This window comes from Ahrensia sp. R2A130 (genome assembly GCF_000179775.1).
Classification (GTDB): domain Bacteria; phylum Pseudomonadota; class Alphaproteobacteria; order Rhizobiales; family Rhizobiaceae; genus Pseudahrensia.
Window position 1 is genome coordinate 858824 of the sequence record NZ_AEEB01000003.1, and the last position, 17066, is coordinate 875889.

At 56.4% G+C, this 17066-nt stretch carries 11 protein-coding genes; 5 read left to right on the forward strand and 6 right to left on the reverse strand.

All coding sequences use genetic code 11. From position 1 onward, the window contains the following. Positions 1-3: 3 nt before the first annotated feature. Together R2A130_RS04945 and R2A130_RS04950 are read right to left on the reverse strand one after the other, a co-directional pair. Positions 4-3765 carry an AsmA family protein gene (locus R2A130_RS04945; protein WP_009757673.1) on the reverse strand — a complete coding sequence of 1254 codons (3762 nt, stop codon included), beginning with the start codon at positions 3763-3765 and terminating at the stop codon, positions 4-6. Between the two features lie 34 nt (positions 3766-3799). Further along, positions 3800-5212, reverse strand: a complete 1413-nt coding sequence (locus R2A130_RS04950) for an FAD-binding oxidoreductase (protein WP_009757674.1) — start codon at positions 5210-5212, stop codon at positions 3800-3802. Between the two features lie 186 nt (positions 5213-5398). On the opposite strand from R2A130_RS04950, the gene R2A130_RS04955 reads away from it, so the two are divergent. The 4 genes from R2A130_RS04955 (at position 5399) to R2A130_RS04970 (ending at position 11139) form a co-directional block, all read left to right on the forward strand. Further along, positions 5399-5878 (forward strand): thioesterase family protein, encoded by a 480-nt coding sequence (locus R2A130_RS04955; protein ID WP_009757675.1) that lies wholly within the window; start codon positions 5399-5401, stop codon positions 5876-5878. Positions 5879-5914: 36 nt separating this feature from the next. Further along, the gene (locus R2A130_RS04960; RefSeq protein WP_009757676.1) at positions 5915-7567 is read left to right on the forward strand and encodes a chloride channel protein; all 1653 of its coding nucleotides are present in this window, start codon (positions 5915-5917) and stop codon (positions 7565-7567) included. A gap of 83 nt (positions 7568-7650) precedes the next feature. After that, positions 7651-8499: an AIM24 family protein gene (locus R2A130_RS04965; RefSeq protein ID WP_009757677.1), complete on the forward strand. Its 849-nt coding sequence runs from the start codon at positions 7651-7653 to the stop codon at positions 8497-8499. A gap of 57 nt (positions 8500-8556) precedes the next feature. Continuing rightward, the gene (locus R2A130_RS04970; protein ID WP_009757678.1) at positions 8557-11139 is read left to right on the forward strand and encodes an ATP-dependent helicase; all 2583 of its coding nucleotides are present in this window, start codon (positions 8557-8559) and stop codon (positions 11137-11139) included. 418 nt (positions 11140-11557) lie between these two features. Here R2A130_RS04970 and R2A130_RS18380 read toward each other — a convergent pair whose 3' ends face one another. Beyond that, the gene (locus R2A130_RS18380; RefSeq protein WP_156798378.1) at positions 11558-11911 is read right to left on the reverse strand and encodes a hypothetical protein; all 354 of its coding nucleotides are present in this window, start codon (positions 11909-11911) and stop codon (positions 11558-11560) included. Positions 11912-12128: 217 nt separating this feature from the next. After that, positions 12129-12704, reverse strand: a complete 576-nt coding sequence (locus tag R2A130_RS17425; protein WP_009757679.1) for a TetR/AcrR family transcriptional regulator — start codon at positions 12702-12704, stop codon at positions 12129-12131. A 133-nt stretch (positions 12705-12837) separates the two neighbouring features. Between R2A130_RS17425 and R2A130_RS04980 the strand changes: the two genes are divergently transcribed. After that, entirely contained in the window at positions 12838-13068 is a 231-nt protein-coding gene (locus tag R2A130_RS04980; protein WP_009757680.1) for a hypothetical protein, read from the forward strand. Positions 13069-13119: 51 nt separating this feature from the next. Here R2A130_RS04980 and R2A130_RS04985 read toward each other — a convergent pair whose 3' ends face one another. Together R2A130_RS04985 and R2A130_RS04990 are read right to left on the reverse strand one after the other, a co-directional pair. Next, the gene (locus R2A130_RS04985) at positions 13120-14730 is read right to left on the reverse strand and encodes a DEAD/DEAH box helicase (protein WP_009757681.1); all 1611 of its coding nucleotides are present in this window, start codon (positions 14728-14730) and stop codon (positions 13120-13122) included. Positions 14731-14954: 224 nt separating this feature from the next. After that, positions 14955-17039 (reverse strand): murein L,D-transpeptidase, encoded by a 2085-nt coding sequence (locus tag R2A130_RS04990; RefSeq protein ID WP_009757682.1) that lies wholly within the window; start codon positions 17037-17039, stop codon positions 14955-14957. Positions 17040-17066: the final 27 nt, after the last annotated feature.

Below are 17066 nucleotides of genomic sequence, written 5' to 3' on the forward strand. Positions count from 1 at the left end.
CCGCTAAAACAAATCCCGGTCAAAGATTAGGTCTCGCTGGGCGTCCTCGGCACGGCGACGAAGCTCATCAGCCCGCTCACGTTCAGCCCTTAGGCGAAGCTCTTCCAAGCGTGCACGGCTGCTAGCCTCATTGGCGCGTCTTTCCGCAGCAATCCGCTCGGCTTCTTCACGTTGCTGGGCAGCAGCACGCACCTCCTCAGCCAAAGCACGACGTGCAGCTTCCGCTTCATCGCGTTTACGGATCCGTTCCCGTTCGGCAGCAGCTTCCGCTTCAGCAGCCTTGCGGGCGCGCTCAGCAGCCTCGTCCTGCAAACGATACAGACGGGCGGTTCGTTGAAGACGTTGACGCTCAAGAACAGATTCCTGCTCTGCCACGAAGCGGCGTTCCCTGCTTTCGCTAGCGCGCAATCCAAGAAAAGTGGTCATGGGAGCGACATCAACTTCTGCCTGCAAGTCATCAGGCAAACCTGCCAAACGTATCGCCAGTTCAGGCGACGCACCGACGATTTCTTCCCGCCCGGCTTCGTACCCAGCACGCGCACCAATCTCTAACTGCTCTGTTTTGAGATCGTAACGCCCATCTGCGGCAATGCGCATCTTTGATGAAACAAGATTTAGTCCAGACAGGCGCACAGCACCGCTTGCAACAGAAATATCTCCTTGCGATTCTCCAAACTGAAACGAACCAGCTAAAACTTCTTCGCGTGCGGCATCTTCAATTGATGCCGGTGTTGGCACAGCAGTTGGATCGAGCGCATCAATCCGCGCCAACAATGGCGCAAGTGCTTCGTCCGACAGACCGGCCAATTCGCCATTTTCAATAGAAATCCGCCCGCTACCGGCCAAAGTTTGGAGGGCTTCATCAGGGTTTTCGCCACTAGAAGTGAACCGCAACTGGCCGCCAACCCGCCCGGACAACCTATTGGGTAAGCCTATTAAGTCTGTGACAACGGCAGCATCGCCCTGTGATAGCGTTAGGTCACCAGCAACCGTTTGTGCCGCGCCAGCACGACCCAACTGCATTCGCCCCAGTACAGACCCGCCCAACATACGCGCAGAAAGATCATCGAACTGCAGTTCTCCGTCATTGAGACGAACAGTGGCTTTTACCTGTTCAGCATCAAGCCCTTCAGTCACTTTCAGACGGCTTAGAGAGAGTTCAACATCCCCGTCGAGACTGGCAAGCGCGGGAAGTTTCACGCCGGAACCAACCATAGCTTGCAGCCCTGCGGTCGTTGCCTGATCGACCTCCAAGCGCCCCTTAAGTGCAGCACGATCAGGACCATTGGCGTTGAGTTCCAACCTTCCAGAAATGGAGCTGTTTCCAAATCTGGCGGACAAATCATCAAGCGTGGCCTCGGCCTTCGCCGTATCAAACGTCAAAGCGCCACGCGCCTTCGCAGAGACACCAAATGCGTCTTGGGTAAGCGGTCGAGCCATCAATGCGGCGAGACTGCCCAAGTCTGGTGTCTCCGCAATAACGGTACCGCCGAACTTGACCGTGGGCTGTGCAGCGGTGCCGCCAAGACGGGTATTCCCCGCACCACTCAGATAACCTTCTTGCAAGGTCAACGCTCCGTCGGTTGCCAAGCCTTGCGATGGTGAGCCATCAAAAGTCACCCGAAGCGCACCCCGCCCGACCGACGCTCCCTCGGCTGTGATTGGTGCAGCGGTGACACCCAACTGCGCGAGCAACAAATCTGCGCGCGGATTGTCCAAAACAACCCTGCCAGTCCAACGGCTTTGCGCCATCTCGGATGCGAGTTTTTCAGCCGATGCCGCAACAGCGGCAGAGGCATCTAAACTGCTGTCGCCCATATTTCCGGAGGCGGTTAGGGTAAGACTGTTATCTCCCGCTTCCATCCTCAAAGCCACATCGAGATCAGCAAGCGTAACCGGATCAGAAATCCAGGTTTGTAGAACCAGCGGACGACCGGTTCGTTCTGACAGAAGTCGTGCAATGCCCTCACCATCCTGAGCTGTGATTTGAATCTTTGCATTTCCGCGCAGCCGCTGCGGCACGCCTTTCAAGTCTAAGGTGGCATCAACCCGAGCACCTTCGACATCCTGAATTTCAAGCGTTTCCAAGCGAACAATATCGCCGCGCCGTTCCCCACGCGCGACCACACCATTGGCCCTGACGCCATCCCATTCCACCAGGTCTGCAGAAAGCGCCACCTGCAAATCATGGCGCGCAACAGGGCTGCCGCCGCCGGACACCATGGCCGCAAGTTCCTGCATTTGCTCAATCACCAAACCGGTTCCAGACAGGTCCGCCTCAATCAACGGACGACCGCCCGCAGATGAGTTTCGAACAATCCGCCCGGTCAACTGCTGGCCGTCAGCGATGATTTCCAGATCATCCAAAACCGCAGACTTCGAGGTAATGGCAGCCTTGGTGGATATCCCCGCAGATGACAGCTGCCGCAGCGCCTCTCCCGGCTCGTGCCCAAGCCATTTCGCAAGGCCGGAAGGTTGCTTGGAAGCAACTATGAGATTGCCATCGAAGCGAGGTTCGGTGCCCGGGTCCAGTACGCCATCAGCCCGAAGTTCAGTACGACCCGGCAATTGCGCTTCGAGGTTTCGGATTTCCCAACTATCGGCTGCCCCCTTTGCAGGGCGTGCATCAAAACCGACCTCGCGAATGACCGTTCCACCTGCAATTACTGCTGGGAGATAAAGGCTAATCTCGCCCTGTGTGACAGGCACAGGAATTTGCCGCAAAACATTCAACACCGCTTCCAAACGCGACTGTGCCGACTGGCCTTCAGACTGCGGTGAGGCAGCTTCCAACCGTGCCAAATTTATCTGCTGGCCTTCCGCCTCGACCCGATAATTCAAACGCTGCGCAAACACCGCCTGCGCCGTACCCGTAACCGTATAGGGATCAATTGCAGACCCTATATCCAGCTTGAATGCAGGGAATGTCGCGCCTCCGGTTGCGATCTGAACATCGGCCTCTAGCTGCACCGGAAGTGCAGTGGCGCGGTCCACACGCGGGAAACTAATACGATCTGCGTCGCTCGGATTGCCGGCTCGTTTCACCCGCGCGATGCCATCGAATGCTGGCACCCGTTTTTGAAAGCGGAACGTGCCGTCCAGCGCATAATCATAGGGTTGGTCTTGCGGCTCCAGATCAAGCTTCAGGGTTATCCGACCCGCAGACTTCCACTGGCCGGAACTTGCCGAGAAACGATTACGGATGCCGTCCCGCGTGAACTTTCCCTCACCACGCCATGGTCCGATCAACGTGTCGGCAGAAGCAATTGCATCGACTTCGGCAAGCTCGATAACCCGCCCACTCCGGCTGTCGGAAAGACGCAGCTGACCGTTGGTGATGGTGATCGTTTCTACAGCCACCTCTTCAGCGCGAAGCGGCACACGCGGGTTGTCAGACCCTTCCGGCCAAACCAAACGCCCCTCTTCATTGAGAGCGATATCAAGCTGCGGTCCGTCCATCGCCATATCAACGATACGCACATCACCCTTTAACAGTGGCGCCAGTTCTACGTTGACGTGAAAGGTGGAGGCCCGGAGTAGCGGTGCACCTTCAGGGCCAACAGAAACTTCGGTGAAGGTCACCGAAGGTAACGGCAAAAGCTTGGCTTTCGTGCGCCCGGAAACCCTTACAGGTTGGCCGATCACCCGCGACGCTTCAGCCTCAAAGCGGTCTTTGAATTGCCCCCAATCAACAAACGGCGGAACGGCAACAGCAGCCACCAGCAACAGCACAAGCAGACCGCCGAGGAAGGCAAATAGCCTCATCGCACGTCACCTCGTCCTTGGTTGCCAACAGCGATCAATCCAGCCCCACAACCTTGCCGGGGTTCATAATATCGTTCGGGTCCAGCGCCATTTTTATCGCCGACATTACATCCGCGCCTGCCCCGTGTTCCAAACGCAAAAAGCGGCGTTTGCCTTGCCCGATGCCGTGTTCACCTGTGCAGGTGCCTTCCATAGACAGGCAGCGCAGATTTAGCCGCTCGATCATAGTTTCGGCCCGCGCAACCTCGTCGGCATCGTCCATCATCACCAGTGGCGAAACGTGAAAATTCCCGTCTCCCACATGGCCAATAATGGGCGCAACCAGATTGAGCTCTTCAACATCGGCAATCGTCTCAGCCAGACAATCGGCCAATCGCGAGATCGGAACACAGGCATCGGTCGCGATGCCCTGCGAACCGGGGCGATAGGCCAGCATTGCCGGATAGGCATCATGACGCGCCTTCCACATGGCGTTACGGCTCTCAACAGTTTCCCGCCATTCGATTGCGGTCCCGCCGAACTGTTCTGCAATGTTAGAAAATAGAACGGTCTGCTCGGCAACGGAAGCTGGCGAGCCGTGGAATTCCAGCATCAATGTAGGTCGTTCCTCGTAACCCGTATTTGAATAGAGATTGGTCGCACGGGCCATTAACGCATCCAACAACTCGATACGCGCGAGCGGTAAACCTGCCTGTATGGCTAGAATCGTCGCGTTACAGGCGTCATCGACAGTTGGAAAATGACAGATGCCCGATGATATCTGCTCCGGAATACCGTGCAGCTTCAGCGTCAATTCGGTGATGATACCAAGCGTGCCTTCCGAGCCCACCATGAGACGAGTTAGGTCGTAGCCTGCTGAGGATTTTTTGGCCCGGCCGGCCGTCTTTACTACACGCCCGTCAGCCATGACGACGGTCAGGTTCACGACATTGTCGCGCATGGTGCCATAGCGCACAGCGTTCGTACCGGAAGCCCGTGTCGATGCCATTCCGCCCAGCGAAGCGTTCGCACCGGGATCGATGGGGAAAAATAGACCTTGGTCGCGCAGATACATGTTCAAATCTTCGCGCGTTACGCCGGGCTGCAACGTCACGTCGAGATCTTCCGCGTTGACCGATAAGATCGCATTCATCTTCATAAGATCAACGGAAATTCCACCGGCTGGCGCGTTCACACCACCTTCGAGCGAAGTGCCCGTTCCGAAGGGAATGATCGGCACCCGATGCTCGGCACAAATACGCACGATGTCCTGCACCTCTTCGGTCGTGTGCGGCTGCACCACGGCGTCCGGCAGTTGCGAAGGAATGTACGTCGTCGTGTGGCAATGCTGTTCGCGTAACGCCTGATGGGTCGATAGGCGCTCCCCAAAGCGTTGCTTGAGAATGCTGATGGCGGTTTCGATGCCACCATCATTGCGGTTGGCGGCCTGAAGATCGGCGAGTGCCATAAATACGTTTTCCTTCCCGGGCATGCCGGTATTTGCGTCGAATAAGCGTAAAATAAAGCACCACGACAACGCGTCTTTCAACGCCGCCCTTGTGCAAGCGCTACACCATAGCCTAGCAGATTATCACAAGCCGGGTCGTGGTCCACTGCCGCACACCTTCTTGTTACGCCGTTGAAAGGAAAAACAATGACGCATGCCCTACCCTTTCGCAGCCCCGACCAACTGTTGAAGCCGGAATGGATCGATTACAACGGACATCTGAACATGGCGTATTATAGCGTCCTGTTCGACAACGGCATAGACGTTTTCTTCGAACACCTCGGTCTCGGCCCGGTTTATGCCGAAGAACGTAAGCTGACGACCTACACGGCTGACGCCCATATTCGCTATCTGAAGGAAATTCATCTGGGCGACACAGTGCACACCACAATCCAACTGGTGGATTACGACGCCAAACGTCTGCACTGCTTCGCACAGCTGCATCATTCGGACGGTTGGCTTAGCGCAACATGCGAAAGCCTTACGCTGCATGTGGACATGACAGGCCCTAAGGTCGCAAGTTTCCCAGATGACATCATGGCCACGCTTGACGGCGTTTCAGCAGAACATGGCAAAGCCGGTCGTCCGTCAGGCATGGGGCAACCCATCAGCATTCGGCGGAATTGAAACGATGCTCCAAGGACCAGACAGAGCCTTACGTGAATGAGTGATCTGCCAACCCGTTTCTGGAATGCTTGCCGTAATGGCCCAAGTCAGATGCGCGGTTGGGTCAGGCCCAATGTGCAGTTCTTCATGGACAGCAAGGAACCACAACTGTGGCTGATTTCGCTAGCCATCGGTTTGCTGGTCTCCATCGCAGCTGTGGCCTTCCGTGAAGCTATCGGTCTGGTTCAATTGACGTGGCTTGGCGTGCATACCGAAACGGTGACGACAGCAGCCCGAGAAATTCACTGGCTATGGATATTGCTCACCCCTTGTATCGGCGGCCTGTTCATTGGTTGGCTGCTTGATCGTTTCGTAGCCGGACGACGCACTGGTGGCGTGGCAGATGTTATCGAAGCCAAAGCACACGGCGGCCGAAACATTGAAATAGGCACGGGCCTGTGGTCCGCCGCGATCAGCGCGCTATCGCTCGGCTTTGGCGCAAGTGCCGGTCGAGAAGGACCGCTGGTACATCTGGGCGGCGCAATTGCCACGTCGCTGTGCCAACTGTTCACGCTGCCCGTTTGGAGCCGCCGCACCCTGCTGGCTTGCGGCGTAGCCTCCGCCGTATCGGCATCGTTCAACGCGCCCATCGCAGGCGTGCTGTTCGCCCATGAGGTCATACTCGGCCACTACTCCAAGCGCTCTTTCATACCCATCGTTATCTCATCTGTGATGGGCACCATACTCACGCGGCTTTGGTTCGGCGATGCGGCGGCATTCTCAATTCCAGAATATCAGATCACGTCCTACCTAGAGTTCCCCGCCTTTGCGCTACTCGGCGTAGTTTGCGGCATGGTCGCGGTAATCTTCCAAATGAGCCTGATACAGACCGACCGCGCGGCCCGCGCTGTTCCGATGCCGCTTTGGCTGCGCCCTGCTGTCGGCGGTTTGATGGTGGGGGCCATTGGCGTGTTCTATCCTGAAATTCTGGGGGTCGGTTACGAAGCAACAGATATGGCGTTGAAAAACCAGTTCACGCTTCCGCTGCTGCTTGCACTCATCGTTTGGAAGACCGCCGCCACATCCATCACGCTGGCATCGCGCTTCGGTGGCGGCATTTTCTCACCATCGCTTTATATAGGTGCGATGGTGGGCGGCGCCTTCGGCTTGATCGCGTCGCAGGTCTTTCCCGAACTCGCCTCATCACAAGGCCTTTACGCTATTCTCGGCATGGGTGCGGTGGCAGCTGCTGTACTCGGGGCCCCCATATCAACCCTCGTCATGGTGTTCGAGTTGACCGGCGGTTACACACTTTCCATTGCATTGTTGCTGACCGTCTCCATCGCCGTCGGCATCAACCAGGCGCTGCATGGGCGGTCATATTTCCAGTGGCAGCTGGAAATGCGCGGCATGCGCGTAACAGACGGCCCGCACCGCTTCATGGTTCGCAACACCATGGTCGCCTCTTTCATGGCACCACTTGCAGAAGACGATGACCCTGCAATGCCAGATGAAGAAGACCTTGTCGTCTTACGCCCCGACGACACGCTGGAAGCAGCACTCCGCACCTTCGATGAAAGTGGCCTCGCCCGCCTGCCAGTGCGCGATGCCACTGACGCCACCAAAATAGTCGGCTGGGCCACGCAGGTGGCTGCACTTCGCACCTACAACACTGCACTGGTGGACATGAGCGTGGAAGAACACCGCTAAGCTTCGCACTGTGTACGATTGCACAGACATGCAGTTTTCAAGGTATCAAACTGCACAAATCTCGCTCTTGATTCGGATATGTCATGCCTTGGTCCACCGTTCCTTCCGTCCCCAATGTCAGCCACCAGCGCGATAGCGGCATAGACGATGACATCGATTTCGACATTCGCGGTTCCGAAATGCAGTTCGTGGAAATCGAACTCGACCCCGGTGAAAGCGCAGTCGCAGAAGCCGGCTCCATGATGTTCAAGGCACCCTCAATCGAGATGACCACAGCCTTCGGCGATGGCTCCTACAAAGCGCCTGCCGGGCTGCTGGGCAAACTGGCTGGTGCGGGCAAGCGGCTCATCACGGGTGAAAGCCTGTTCACCACAGTCTTTACCCACAACGGCGACGGCAAAGCCCGCGTCGCCTTCGCTTCCCCTTATCCCGGCCATATCGCAGCCGTGAAACTGGACGAAGTCGGCGGGCGCCTGATCTGCCAAAAAGATGCGTTTTTGTGTGCCGCACGCGGTGTGACCATCGGCATCGAGTTCCAACGCAAGGTCATGACCGGCTTGTTCGGCGGTGAAGGTTTCATCATGCAGAAGCTGGAAGGTGACGGCTGGGCTTTCGTCCATGTCGGCGGCACGACCACCGTTCGCGACCTGGCACCGGGCGAAGAAATCCACGTCGATACCGGCTGCGTCGCAGCTTATACCGGTGATATAGATTTCGACTTTGTGCGCGCAGGGTCGATCAAGTCGTCCATCTTTGGCGGCGAAGGCATGTTCTTCGCCAAATTGCGCGGCCCCGGTCGCGTATGGATTCAGTCCCTGCCCTTCTCCCGCCTAGCAGGTCGCATCCATGCCTCCGCACCGCAAAACGGCGGCAGCACGGGCGAAGGCTCCGTACTCGGTGGGCTGGGCGACATGTTCGGCGACAGCAGGTAGCAGCTTTCCTGACAATCAAGATTTGGCAGAAAGGTCCGGACTGCCTAAGTACGGACCATGAACGAACCTGTCCCGAATCGGCCCCAATCCGGCGGCTCCATCACAGCGCGCGCCTTAGGCGCATCGCGTCCGGCTTCGGCTGATGGTGCCCAGTCCTATCTCGACGGCCTGAACCCGGAGCAGCGCGATGCCGTGCTGACCACGGAAGGCCCCCTGCTCGTGCTGGCTGGCGCAGGAACCGGTAAGACGCGGGTGCTGACGACGCGCATTACCCACATTCTGCAACAGCGCATGGCGTGGCCGAGCCAAATTCTGGCGGTCACCTTCACCAACAAAGCGGCGCGCGAAATGAAGCACCGCATCGCGGCCCAAGTGGGTGAAGCGGTGGAGGGTATGCCCTGGCTCGGCACGTTCCATTCCATCTGCGTAAAAATCCTACGCCGTCACGCCGAACTCGTGCAGCTCAAATCCGGCTTCACGATCCTCGATACCGACGATCAAGTCCGCCTGATGAAGCAGCTTATTCAGGCTGAAAATATCGACGACAAACGCTGGCCGGCGAAACAGCTCGCCGGTCTCATCGACGGCTGGAAAAACAAGGCGCTGACACCAAGCCAGGTTCCCGAAGGCGATGCCCGCGCTTTCGCCAACGGTCGTGGCCGTGAACTTTACCGAGCCTATCAAGACCGTCTGAAAATCCTCAACGCCTGCGACTTTGGCGATCTGCTGGTGGAGTGCATCCGCCTGTTCAAAGAGAACCCTGACGTATTGTTGGAGTACCGGGAGCGCTTCAAATACATACTGGTGGACGAGTATCAGGACACCAACGTCGCCCAATATCTGTGGCTGCGATTGCTGGCAGGCAAAGGCGATAGCGCCTCCAAATCAGCTTCGGACAATCCCGCGGTCTTATCATCTCCGGACAATATCGAACCGACCAAACAAATTGCCGATGACACGACAGAACCGAATATCTGCTGTGTCGGTGATGATGACCAATCAATCTATGGCTGGCGTGGGGCGGAAGTGGATAATATCCTGCGCTTCGACAAGGACTTTCCCGGTTCCAAGGTCATCAAACTGGAGCGCAATTACCGCTCCACGACGCACATTCTGAAAGCCGCATCACACCTGATCGCGCACAACGAAGGTCGCCTCGGCAAGACGCTGTTCACCGACGATACCGACACCGATGCACCAAAGGTTAAGGTCGCGGCGGGTTGGGATTCCGAAGAAGAAGCCCGCGCAATCGGCGAAGAAATCGAAGCCGTCCAGCGCAAGGGCCACGCGCTCAACGATATTGCAATCCTCATGCGCGCATCGTTCCAGATGCGCGAGTTCGAGGATCGTTTCGTATCGCTCGGCCTGAACTACCGCGTCATCGGCGGCCCGCGCTTTTACGAGCGTTTGGAAATCCGCGACGCGATGGCCTATTTCCGTGTCGTCTGCCAGCCAGCGGACGACCTCGCTTTCGAGCGCATCGTTAACACGCCGAAACGCGGCCTCGGCGACACCACGATCAAGAAAATCCGCGATCACGCCCGCGTCCGTCGCATTCCTATGCTGGTCGCTGTGCAGGAGATGGTGGAGACATCGGAACTCGGCGCAAAACAGCGCGGCACGCTGAAAACGCTGGCGCTGAATTTCGAACGTTGGGCGCAGCTCATCGACAGCACCAGCCATACCGACCTTGCCGAAATCATCCTTGATGAAAGCGGCTACACAGAATTCTGGCAAAACGACCGCAGCGCGGAAGCACCGGGCCGCCTGGACAACCTGAAAGAACTCGTCCGCTCCATGCACGAATTCGAGAACCTGCGCGGTTTTCTCGAACACGTCTCGCTGGTCATGGACACCGAAAACAACCCCAATTTAGATGCCGTCACGCTAATGACGCTACACGGCGCAAAGGGTCTGGAATTCGATACCGTGTTCCTGCCGGGCTGGGAAGAAGGTCTGTTCCCCCACCAGCGCAGCTTGGATGAAGGTGGGCGTTCCGGCTTGGAAGAGGAGCGCCGCCTCGCCTATGTCGGCATCACCCGCGCCAAGAAGAACTGCCACATCTGGTTCGTCTCCAACCGCCGCATCCACGGCCAGTGGCAGTCCTCGATTCCCTCCCGCTTCATCGACGAATTGCCCGCCGACAATGTCGAAGTCGTCGAACCATCGGGCAGTTACGGTGGCTATGGCGCGGGCGGACTGGGTAGCGGACGCCAATGGGGCGCAGCAAATGGCGGCTACGGCGAAAGCCGCTTCGACAAAGCGGCCAACAGCGAGAAAGCGGGCAGCAACGGCTTCGGCAATTCCAACTTCGGACGCTCCGGTTTCGATGGCTCCAGCTACTCCTCCCCCGGCTGGAAACGCGCGCAAGCAAACGCAACCGACGACGCCAAGACAGCATGGGGCACCCGCTCCGGCCATAAGACCACCTATAACGGCGGCCCTCGGACCATCGAAGGTGAGTTGGTGGCGAAGAGCGTCATCGGCGCAGAAGACAGTAAATTCGGCTTGGGCGAACGCGTCTTCCACATGAAGTTCGGCTACGGCGCCATCACCAATATCGACGGCAACAAACTGACGATTGATTTCGAAAAAGCTGGCGAAAAGCGGGTTTTGGATAGCTTCGTGGAGGGCACTTGAACGGCAAACTATCGAGGATTGACCCTCACTGTGTTTTGCAGTGAGGGTCAATTTATTTAGGTCGTGTGACAAGCTTTAGTGCAATAATAACAGCCATTTACCTGGCTGTAATATTGCCGCGCCTTTTGAACTGCAGTTGTGCAAGTAAGGTGATTGCCCAACGCAATCCGATTCTCTGGATTGGCTGGGTTGGAGCATCCTGTGGTCGTGTGAACCTCATGATCACCATTCGATTGAGCGTTTCTGTTAACGTAATAATTGGGCATTGAAGCCTCCATTCTTTGTTGAATATGAAGCTCATGCGTGCTGTAAAAGCGGTGTCGGCTAACTTAAAACAGTTCCGCTAGAGCTGATTGAGTTTGTCATTGGCATCACGGGTAACCGTGGTGCCATTTTTTTTCGTTCTTGTTCCTCCTTCTCAGTAAAATAAATCTGGCTGTCTGGGTTTAAGTGTTACTCCGATTTCTGCCGCACCGAGATCGGTGAGAAATAATGCTCCACGTCGAAATCGGTAATCTTTTTCATAAGTGGCATATCCTTTGCGTTGTAGCGTTCTATGACTCACCAAATTCCTGACGACTTGGCTGAAACGATCATCCTTTCGACCACTCAGAATGGCTCTATCTTCGACTGAAAGAACCAGACGTTGACGAAGCAGATGGGTGATCTGACTGATATCAAGCCCGCCCTCTTCATCTCCAAACTCCGCAATCAAACGCAGCACCGGGAATACAAGGTCTCGTTCCGAAATTCGCTTTTTGTGATTTTCCATAACGAACCATATAATGGATTCCTTAACTATAATTGTACGATTCCAAGAATCTTAAAACTTAGTTAATAGGAATCCGAATCCATTTCAAGGGTTAAATTTGATGCAAGTTTCGAAGCCTCGATTTTGCAATTACTACTGCCTTCATACCAACAAATGTGCGCTGCAATCTAGCTAGTTCGAAAGGAGACGCTAAACCAAACCGAATTTCTAGCCTTAACTAGCGCGCCTTTAACGCCTCGATCGATCGCATGATAAAGCGCTGCAGGTCTTCAGACGGCACGATTTCCAACATGGCGGGCTTGCAGCACAGGCGGGAGACGCCGTGCAAGAAGCACCAGATCGCCATGGCGTCATCGGTCTGTTCGGTGTCGCCTCTTTCAGGGTTGCTCGCCTGAAGATCAGCGCGAATTTGAGCAAACAGCAGGTTCCGCTTTGCTTGCAAGCTGTTGTCGAGGTCTGCCTCGTCAGCGGCGTCCGAGAACATGAGATCGTGAAGCTCTTGATGGGCTTCCGCGAAGTCGAGATAAGCTTTGATTTTCGTCGACAGTTCGTTTCCCTGCACCGCCCCAACGGCTTCTACAAGCTTGTCGAGCCCGTATTCGCACAGCGCCAGCATCAGCCCGTTTCGGTCTCCGAAATGGTGATATGGCGCGCCCGGCGACACGCCCGCTTCCCGCGCCAACTCACGAATAGAGAGCGTTTGAATCGGCTGATCAGCGATTTTCCGCTCTGCTGCCTGCAAAATCGCAAGGCGTAAGCCTCCGTGATGATATGATTTTTCTTGCTCAGTCATTTTTCTTTACAACATTCCCTTGCAAGAATCTAATCAGTGATTAATTATACATCTGAACGGTGATTAGATACCGTTTATCACACCGAAGAGCGGTTCCCTACCGCCCTTCATTTTGAAAGACAAAGGACAGATCATGCGCATTCTCACCGCTATCCTCGTAGCTTCGCTCTCGGCAACCAGTGCCTTTGCAGCTTCCATCAACATTTCTCCCATGCCTGTCGACTTGGCCTTCCCAACCCAGACTGAAAAGTCGATTACGGAAAAGCGTGACAACTCGGTCAAAGCCTATGTCGCCCCGGGCAAGTCGGTCAAATCACAGGTCAAATCCAAGACCCGTAAAATGCCGCGCTATACCAGCAAGTAAGCCCGCATAAAATTCGGCCCGCGCACCGCAATCGGTGTCGCGGGCCATTTTTTAACCGCGTGGCCGCTTGGTGTTGCGTTTCGGTGGACGTCCAGCCGATGGTCCATCACCGCGAGCCGTCGCTGGCTTAGCACCAGAAGGTCCACCGCGACGGTTGCCACCAGCAGGTTTGGTCCGCTTAGGGCGACCGCCTTCGGAACGCGGTGCTGCCACTGCATCACCACCTTCACCGCGACCACCCTCCCCGCGGTTTTGCGCCGCGCGACGTGGATGCTTTTTCGAAGGTGGTTTACTACCCGTACCTTCGCCACCTGCAGGGCGAGCGTTACCGCGTCGCTTCTTCGGCGCACCACTGGCACCACGATGGCCACCACCGCCGCCACCGCCACGTCCACCGCGTTGCGCCTTTGTGGGCGCGTCGGGTTCGGACGAATTCATTGAGCCGTCATCGCCAACGACTTCGATATCGAAGTTCATCAGGCGTTGAATATCTCGCAGCATCTTACGTTCGTCCGGCGCGCAGAAGGCAACTGCCTCGCCATCGCGCCCAGCGCGTGCCGTGCGGCCGATGCGGTGAACGTAGTTTTCCGGCACTTCCGGCAGGTTGAAATTGTAAACGTGGCTGACGGCAGGAATGTCGATACCGCGAGCGGCCACATCGGTGGCAACCAGAATACGCACAGCACCTGACTTGAACTCGCGCAGCGCACGATCGCGCTGACCCTGGCTTTTGTTGCCGTGGATGGATGCTGCCGCGAAACCCTGCGCGACAAGCTGTTTCATCAGCTTTTCGCAGCCATGCTTCGTGCGACCGAAGACCAGCGAAAGGTCATCAGGACGCTCCGCCAGCAGCTTCGACAACAGGTTCAGCTTATCCTTAGTAGCGATGTAATGAACGCTCTGGCGCACCTTATCAGCTGCCTTACCAGCGCGCGCGACTTCGATACGCTCGGGGTTGGTGAGATAGCTTTTGGAAAGCTCCTCCACCAGTTTTGGCATAGTTGCGGAAAACAACAGCGTCTGCCGCGGACGGCCAAGCAGCGGTTCGATACGACGCAGCGCGTGGATGAAACCCATATCGAGCATCTGGTCGGCTTCATCGAGCACCAGATATTTCGCCGTATCCAGCTTCACCGCCTTGCGGTCGACGAGGTCGAGCAGACGCCCCGGCGTCGCGACAAGCACGTCGGTGCCTTTTGCCAGATGGCGGATTTGCGTGTTGATGTTTTGCCCGCCAACGACTGACGACACCCAAACAGGCGTCTTCTTCACGTAGGCCCGCAGATTATCAGCGATCTGGTTCACCAACTCGCGGGTCGGCGCGAGTATGAGCGCACGAACGCTGCGCGGCTGAACCTTATCGCCATCCGACAGCAACCGGTCGATCAAAGGCAAACCAAATGCTGCGGTCTTGCCGGTGCCCGTTTGGGCAAGGCCCATTACGTCCCGGCCTTCAAGGACGAGCGGGATAGCGTTTGTCTGGATCGGTGTCGGGTCTTTCAGACCCAGCACGGCCAGTGGCCGCACCACACGCTTGGACAGGCCAAGTGCGGAGAAGGCGTTACTGGCGGAAATGGATGAATCCGGACGGACATTGTTGTCGGAATCAGATGAAGTGTCGCGCTCGCCATTGGCGAGAGCGTTGTCTTGGGAATTGGTCAAAATCTGTCTTTCGGGACGGCATATCCGTCCGATGGTAGGGAGGGTACGCCAACCTTCCGACATCTCTTTCGATGTCAGGGGGCGACGCTCGCGCAGCCGGTCATGCGGCTTATGCTAACCGCTATGTCGTGTATCGCGCGGCCAAAAGCAATGGCTGAACGTAAAAACGGGTCCGATGCGTTGGCAGCGAACCCGTTTTCAATACCGGTTACCAGAGAGGATGATCAGCCCAGCGTGGACTTCACCCGCGCATTTTCACGTGCCTTGGCTTCCATGCTCATCGCCTTCAGCAAAGCCGTATCTCGCTGATAAACATCGCCGAAATACTCAACCTTTCCATCAGCGGTAGGCCATGCCGTAAAATAGGACACAAAGACCGGTAGCTTGGTTTTCAAGCGGCGCGTCTTGTTTTGACGGTCGAAAATTTCAGCTGATACATCATCAACGCGAGTGCCGAGCACGGCAGCCGCCATTGCGCGAGGGTCTGCCAATCGCACACAGCCGTGGCTGTAAGCGCGCTTTTCACGCTTGAACAATGACTTGGCGGGCGTGTCGTGCATGTAGATGGCGTGTTTGTTGGGGAACATGATCTTCAGCTCACCCAGAGCATTTTTTGGCCCAGGGGGCTGGCGCACATTGTACGGGAAGTTGGAACCGACACTCCACCAATCGACGGAACTTGATGAAATTCGGCGACCACCCTGCGTGGTTACTTCATAGCCCAGATTGTCAAAATGTGATGGGTTGCGGCGCAGTTTGGGCAGCATTTCGTTGACGAGGATCGAACGTGGAATACCCCAATAAGGATTGAATTCCACATATTCGATCTCGTCGTGGAAGAAGTTGGTCTGGTGCTGCGGTTTGCCAACGACAGCACGCATGGAAATCTGCGGCTTACCGCCGTTCATCAATGTAGCGCGATAAGCGGGCTGGTTAATGAAAACATGACGGCTGCCGAGACTATCGGGATGCCAGCGCAAACGCTCCATCGCGAGGCGCACTTTGTCGATCTTGGTTTTCGGACTGTCGAACTTCAGCCGTGCCAGCGTATTCTTACCCACAATACCGTCTGGCTTGAGACCAGACTTTTTCTGGAACGCGCGAACAAGTTCAACGGCCTCTTCTATGTAAACACCATCGCTGTAGTCCATCATCAGCGCATCAAAAGCTTCAGCGCGTTCTTCAGCGCTCATCTTCAACGAGATCGCTTCGACAATCGAGGCGACCTGATCGTTTGTGCCCCCGGGACGGATAAAGGTGCCGGACTTGATCGTGATGATCTTCACATCACCAGCTTCAATCAAGAGCGTCGCCAATTCACGCTTCAGCGCTGTGTAGCTAGCATCTGCCGGATGAGCCGAAGCAAGCACAGTCGCAGGCGCCGCCTCTTCTGCCAACTTAGCGACCAGCTTTTTGTAGTCAGCCTTCAGACCTTTAAAATCGTGGTAGTGGGAAACGCGGTTCGGGTCCGCGATGCCTAAACGCGCATCTGCAAGATACTGTGCAGCAGCAGCCGTCATCGCAAATTCAAACGCCATTGCAGCTTTCAGTGGACCATCTGCACCATCTGTCGGCAGGGGCACAGCGTAGTCGACAGCGTTTAGGCCTTCCGCATCCGCATCTTTCAACATGGCATGAGCTTCAAGAGCGGCAGGCGTCGGATTGCCATCAGCGTCGAGCCAAAGGAATGCCGGGTTTGTGCGATAATGCGAAACAAGCGCCTTACCCAAACCGGAACGGGCGGTCAGTTTCATACCCTCGAGATATTCAGCGCCGGCAGACAAGCGAACCGTTGGCAACGGCGCACGCTCAGGCGCAGCGTTTGGCGCAGTTTCAGGCTCGGCAATAACGGGAACAACACCGGTAGGGCCCATAGTGGGAATGACCACCGCTCCGGTCGTCAATTCTGCGCGGTCATCTGCTTCGCCACGCAGCGCATCTGCAGCTAGAAGCTTTTGATCATGCGCTGTGAAAGCGGCGGCAAGACCTGCCAGCGCAACAGTGCTTTGTTTGCGCACGGCATATTGCTTGAAAATTGGTTTTTTAATGCGGGCCGGCTTGCTGATTGCACGGCGTTGACGCTTACGCTCAGCACGCAAACGACTTCTTTCCGCCTCGTAGTAACGTTGCGCCTCAAGACGTCGTACCGCGCGCTTTGCGCGGCGCCGTTCGGCAGCGCGTGGAAAGAGAGAGTCGAACAGGTTCGCAGCCTGGGCTGGCGCAGCCACGATAGGCACCGCAGGAGCAATGACCACAAAGCTGGACGACAGAGCAGCGACGAGAAGAGTTCTGGTTAGTCGGGTCTGCATGAAATTACTTTCCAGTGCGTGGTGCCA

Bases quoted from the DNA above. Each gene is read 5' to 3' on its own strand.
- R2A130_RS04945 (WP_009757673.1), bottom strand. From the start codon at position 3,765: ATGAGGCTATTTGCCTTCCTCGGCGGTCTGCTTGTGCTGTTGCTGGTG.
- R2A130_RS04950 (WP_009757674.1), bottom strand. From the start codon at position 5,212: ATGGCACTCGCCGATCTTCAGGCCGCCAACCGCAATGATGGTGGCATC.
- R2A130_RS04955 (WP_009757675.1), top strand. From the start codon at position 5,399: ATGACGCATGCCCTACCCTTTCGCAGCCCCGACCAACTGTTGAAGCCG.
- R2A130_RS04960 (WP_009757676.1), top strand. From the start codon at position 5,915: ATGAGTGATCTGCCAACCCGTTTCTGGAATGCTTGCCGTAATGGCCCA.
- R2A130_RS04965 (WP_009757677.1), top strand. From the start codon at position 7,651: ATGCCTTGGTCCACCGTTCCTTCCGTCCCCAATGTCAGCCACCAGCGC.
- R2A130_RS04970 (WP_009757678.1), top strand. From the start codon at position 8,557: ATGAACGAACCTGTCCCGAATCGGCCCCAATCCGGCGGCTCCATCACA.
- R2A130_RS18380 (WP_156798378.1), bottom strand. From the start codon at position 11,911: ATGGAAAATCACAAAAAGCGAATTTCGGAACGAGACCTTGTATTCCCG.
- R2A130_RS17425 (WP_009757679.1), bottom strand. From the start codon at position 12,704: ATGACTGAGCAAGAAAAATCATATCATCACGGAGGCTTACGCCTTGCG.
- R2A130_RS04980 (WP_009757680.1), top strand. From the start codon at position 12,838: ATGCGCATTCTCACCGCTATCCTCGTAGCTTCGCTCTCGGCAACCAGT.
- R2A130_RS04990 (WP_009757682.1), bottom strand. From the start codon at position 17,039: ATGCAGACCCGACTAACCAGAACTCTTCTCGTCGCTGCTCTGTCGTCC.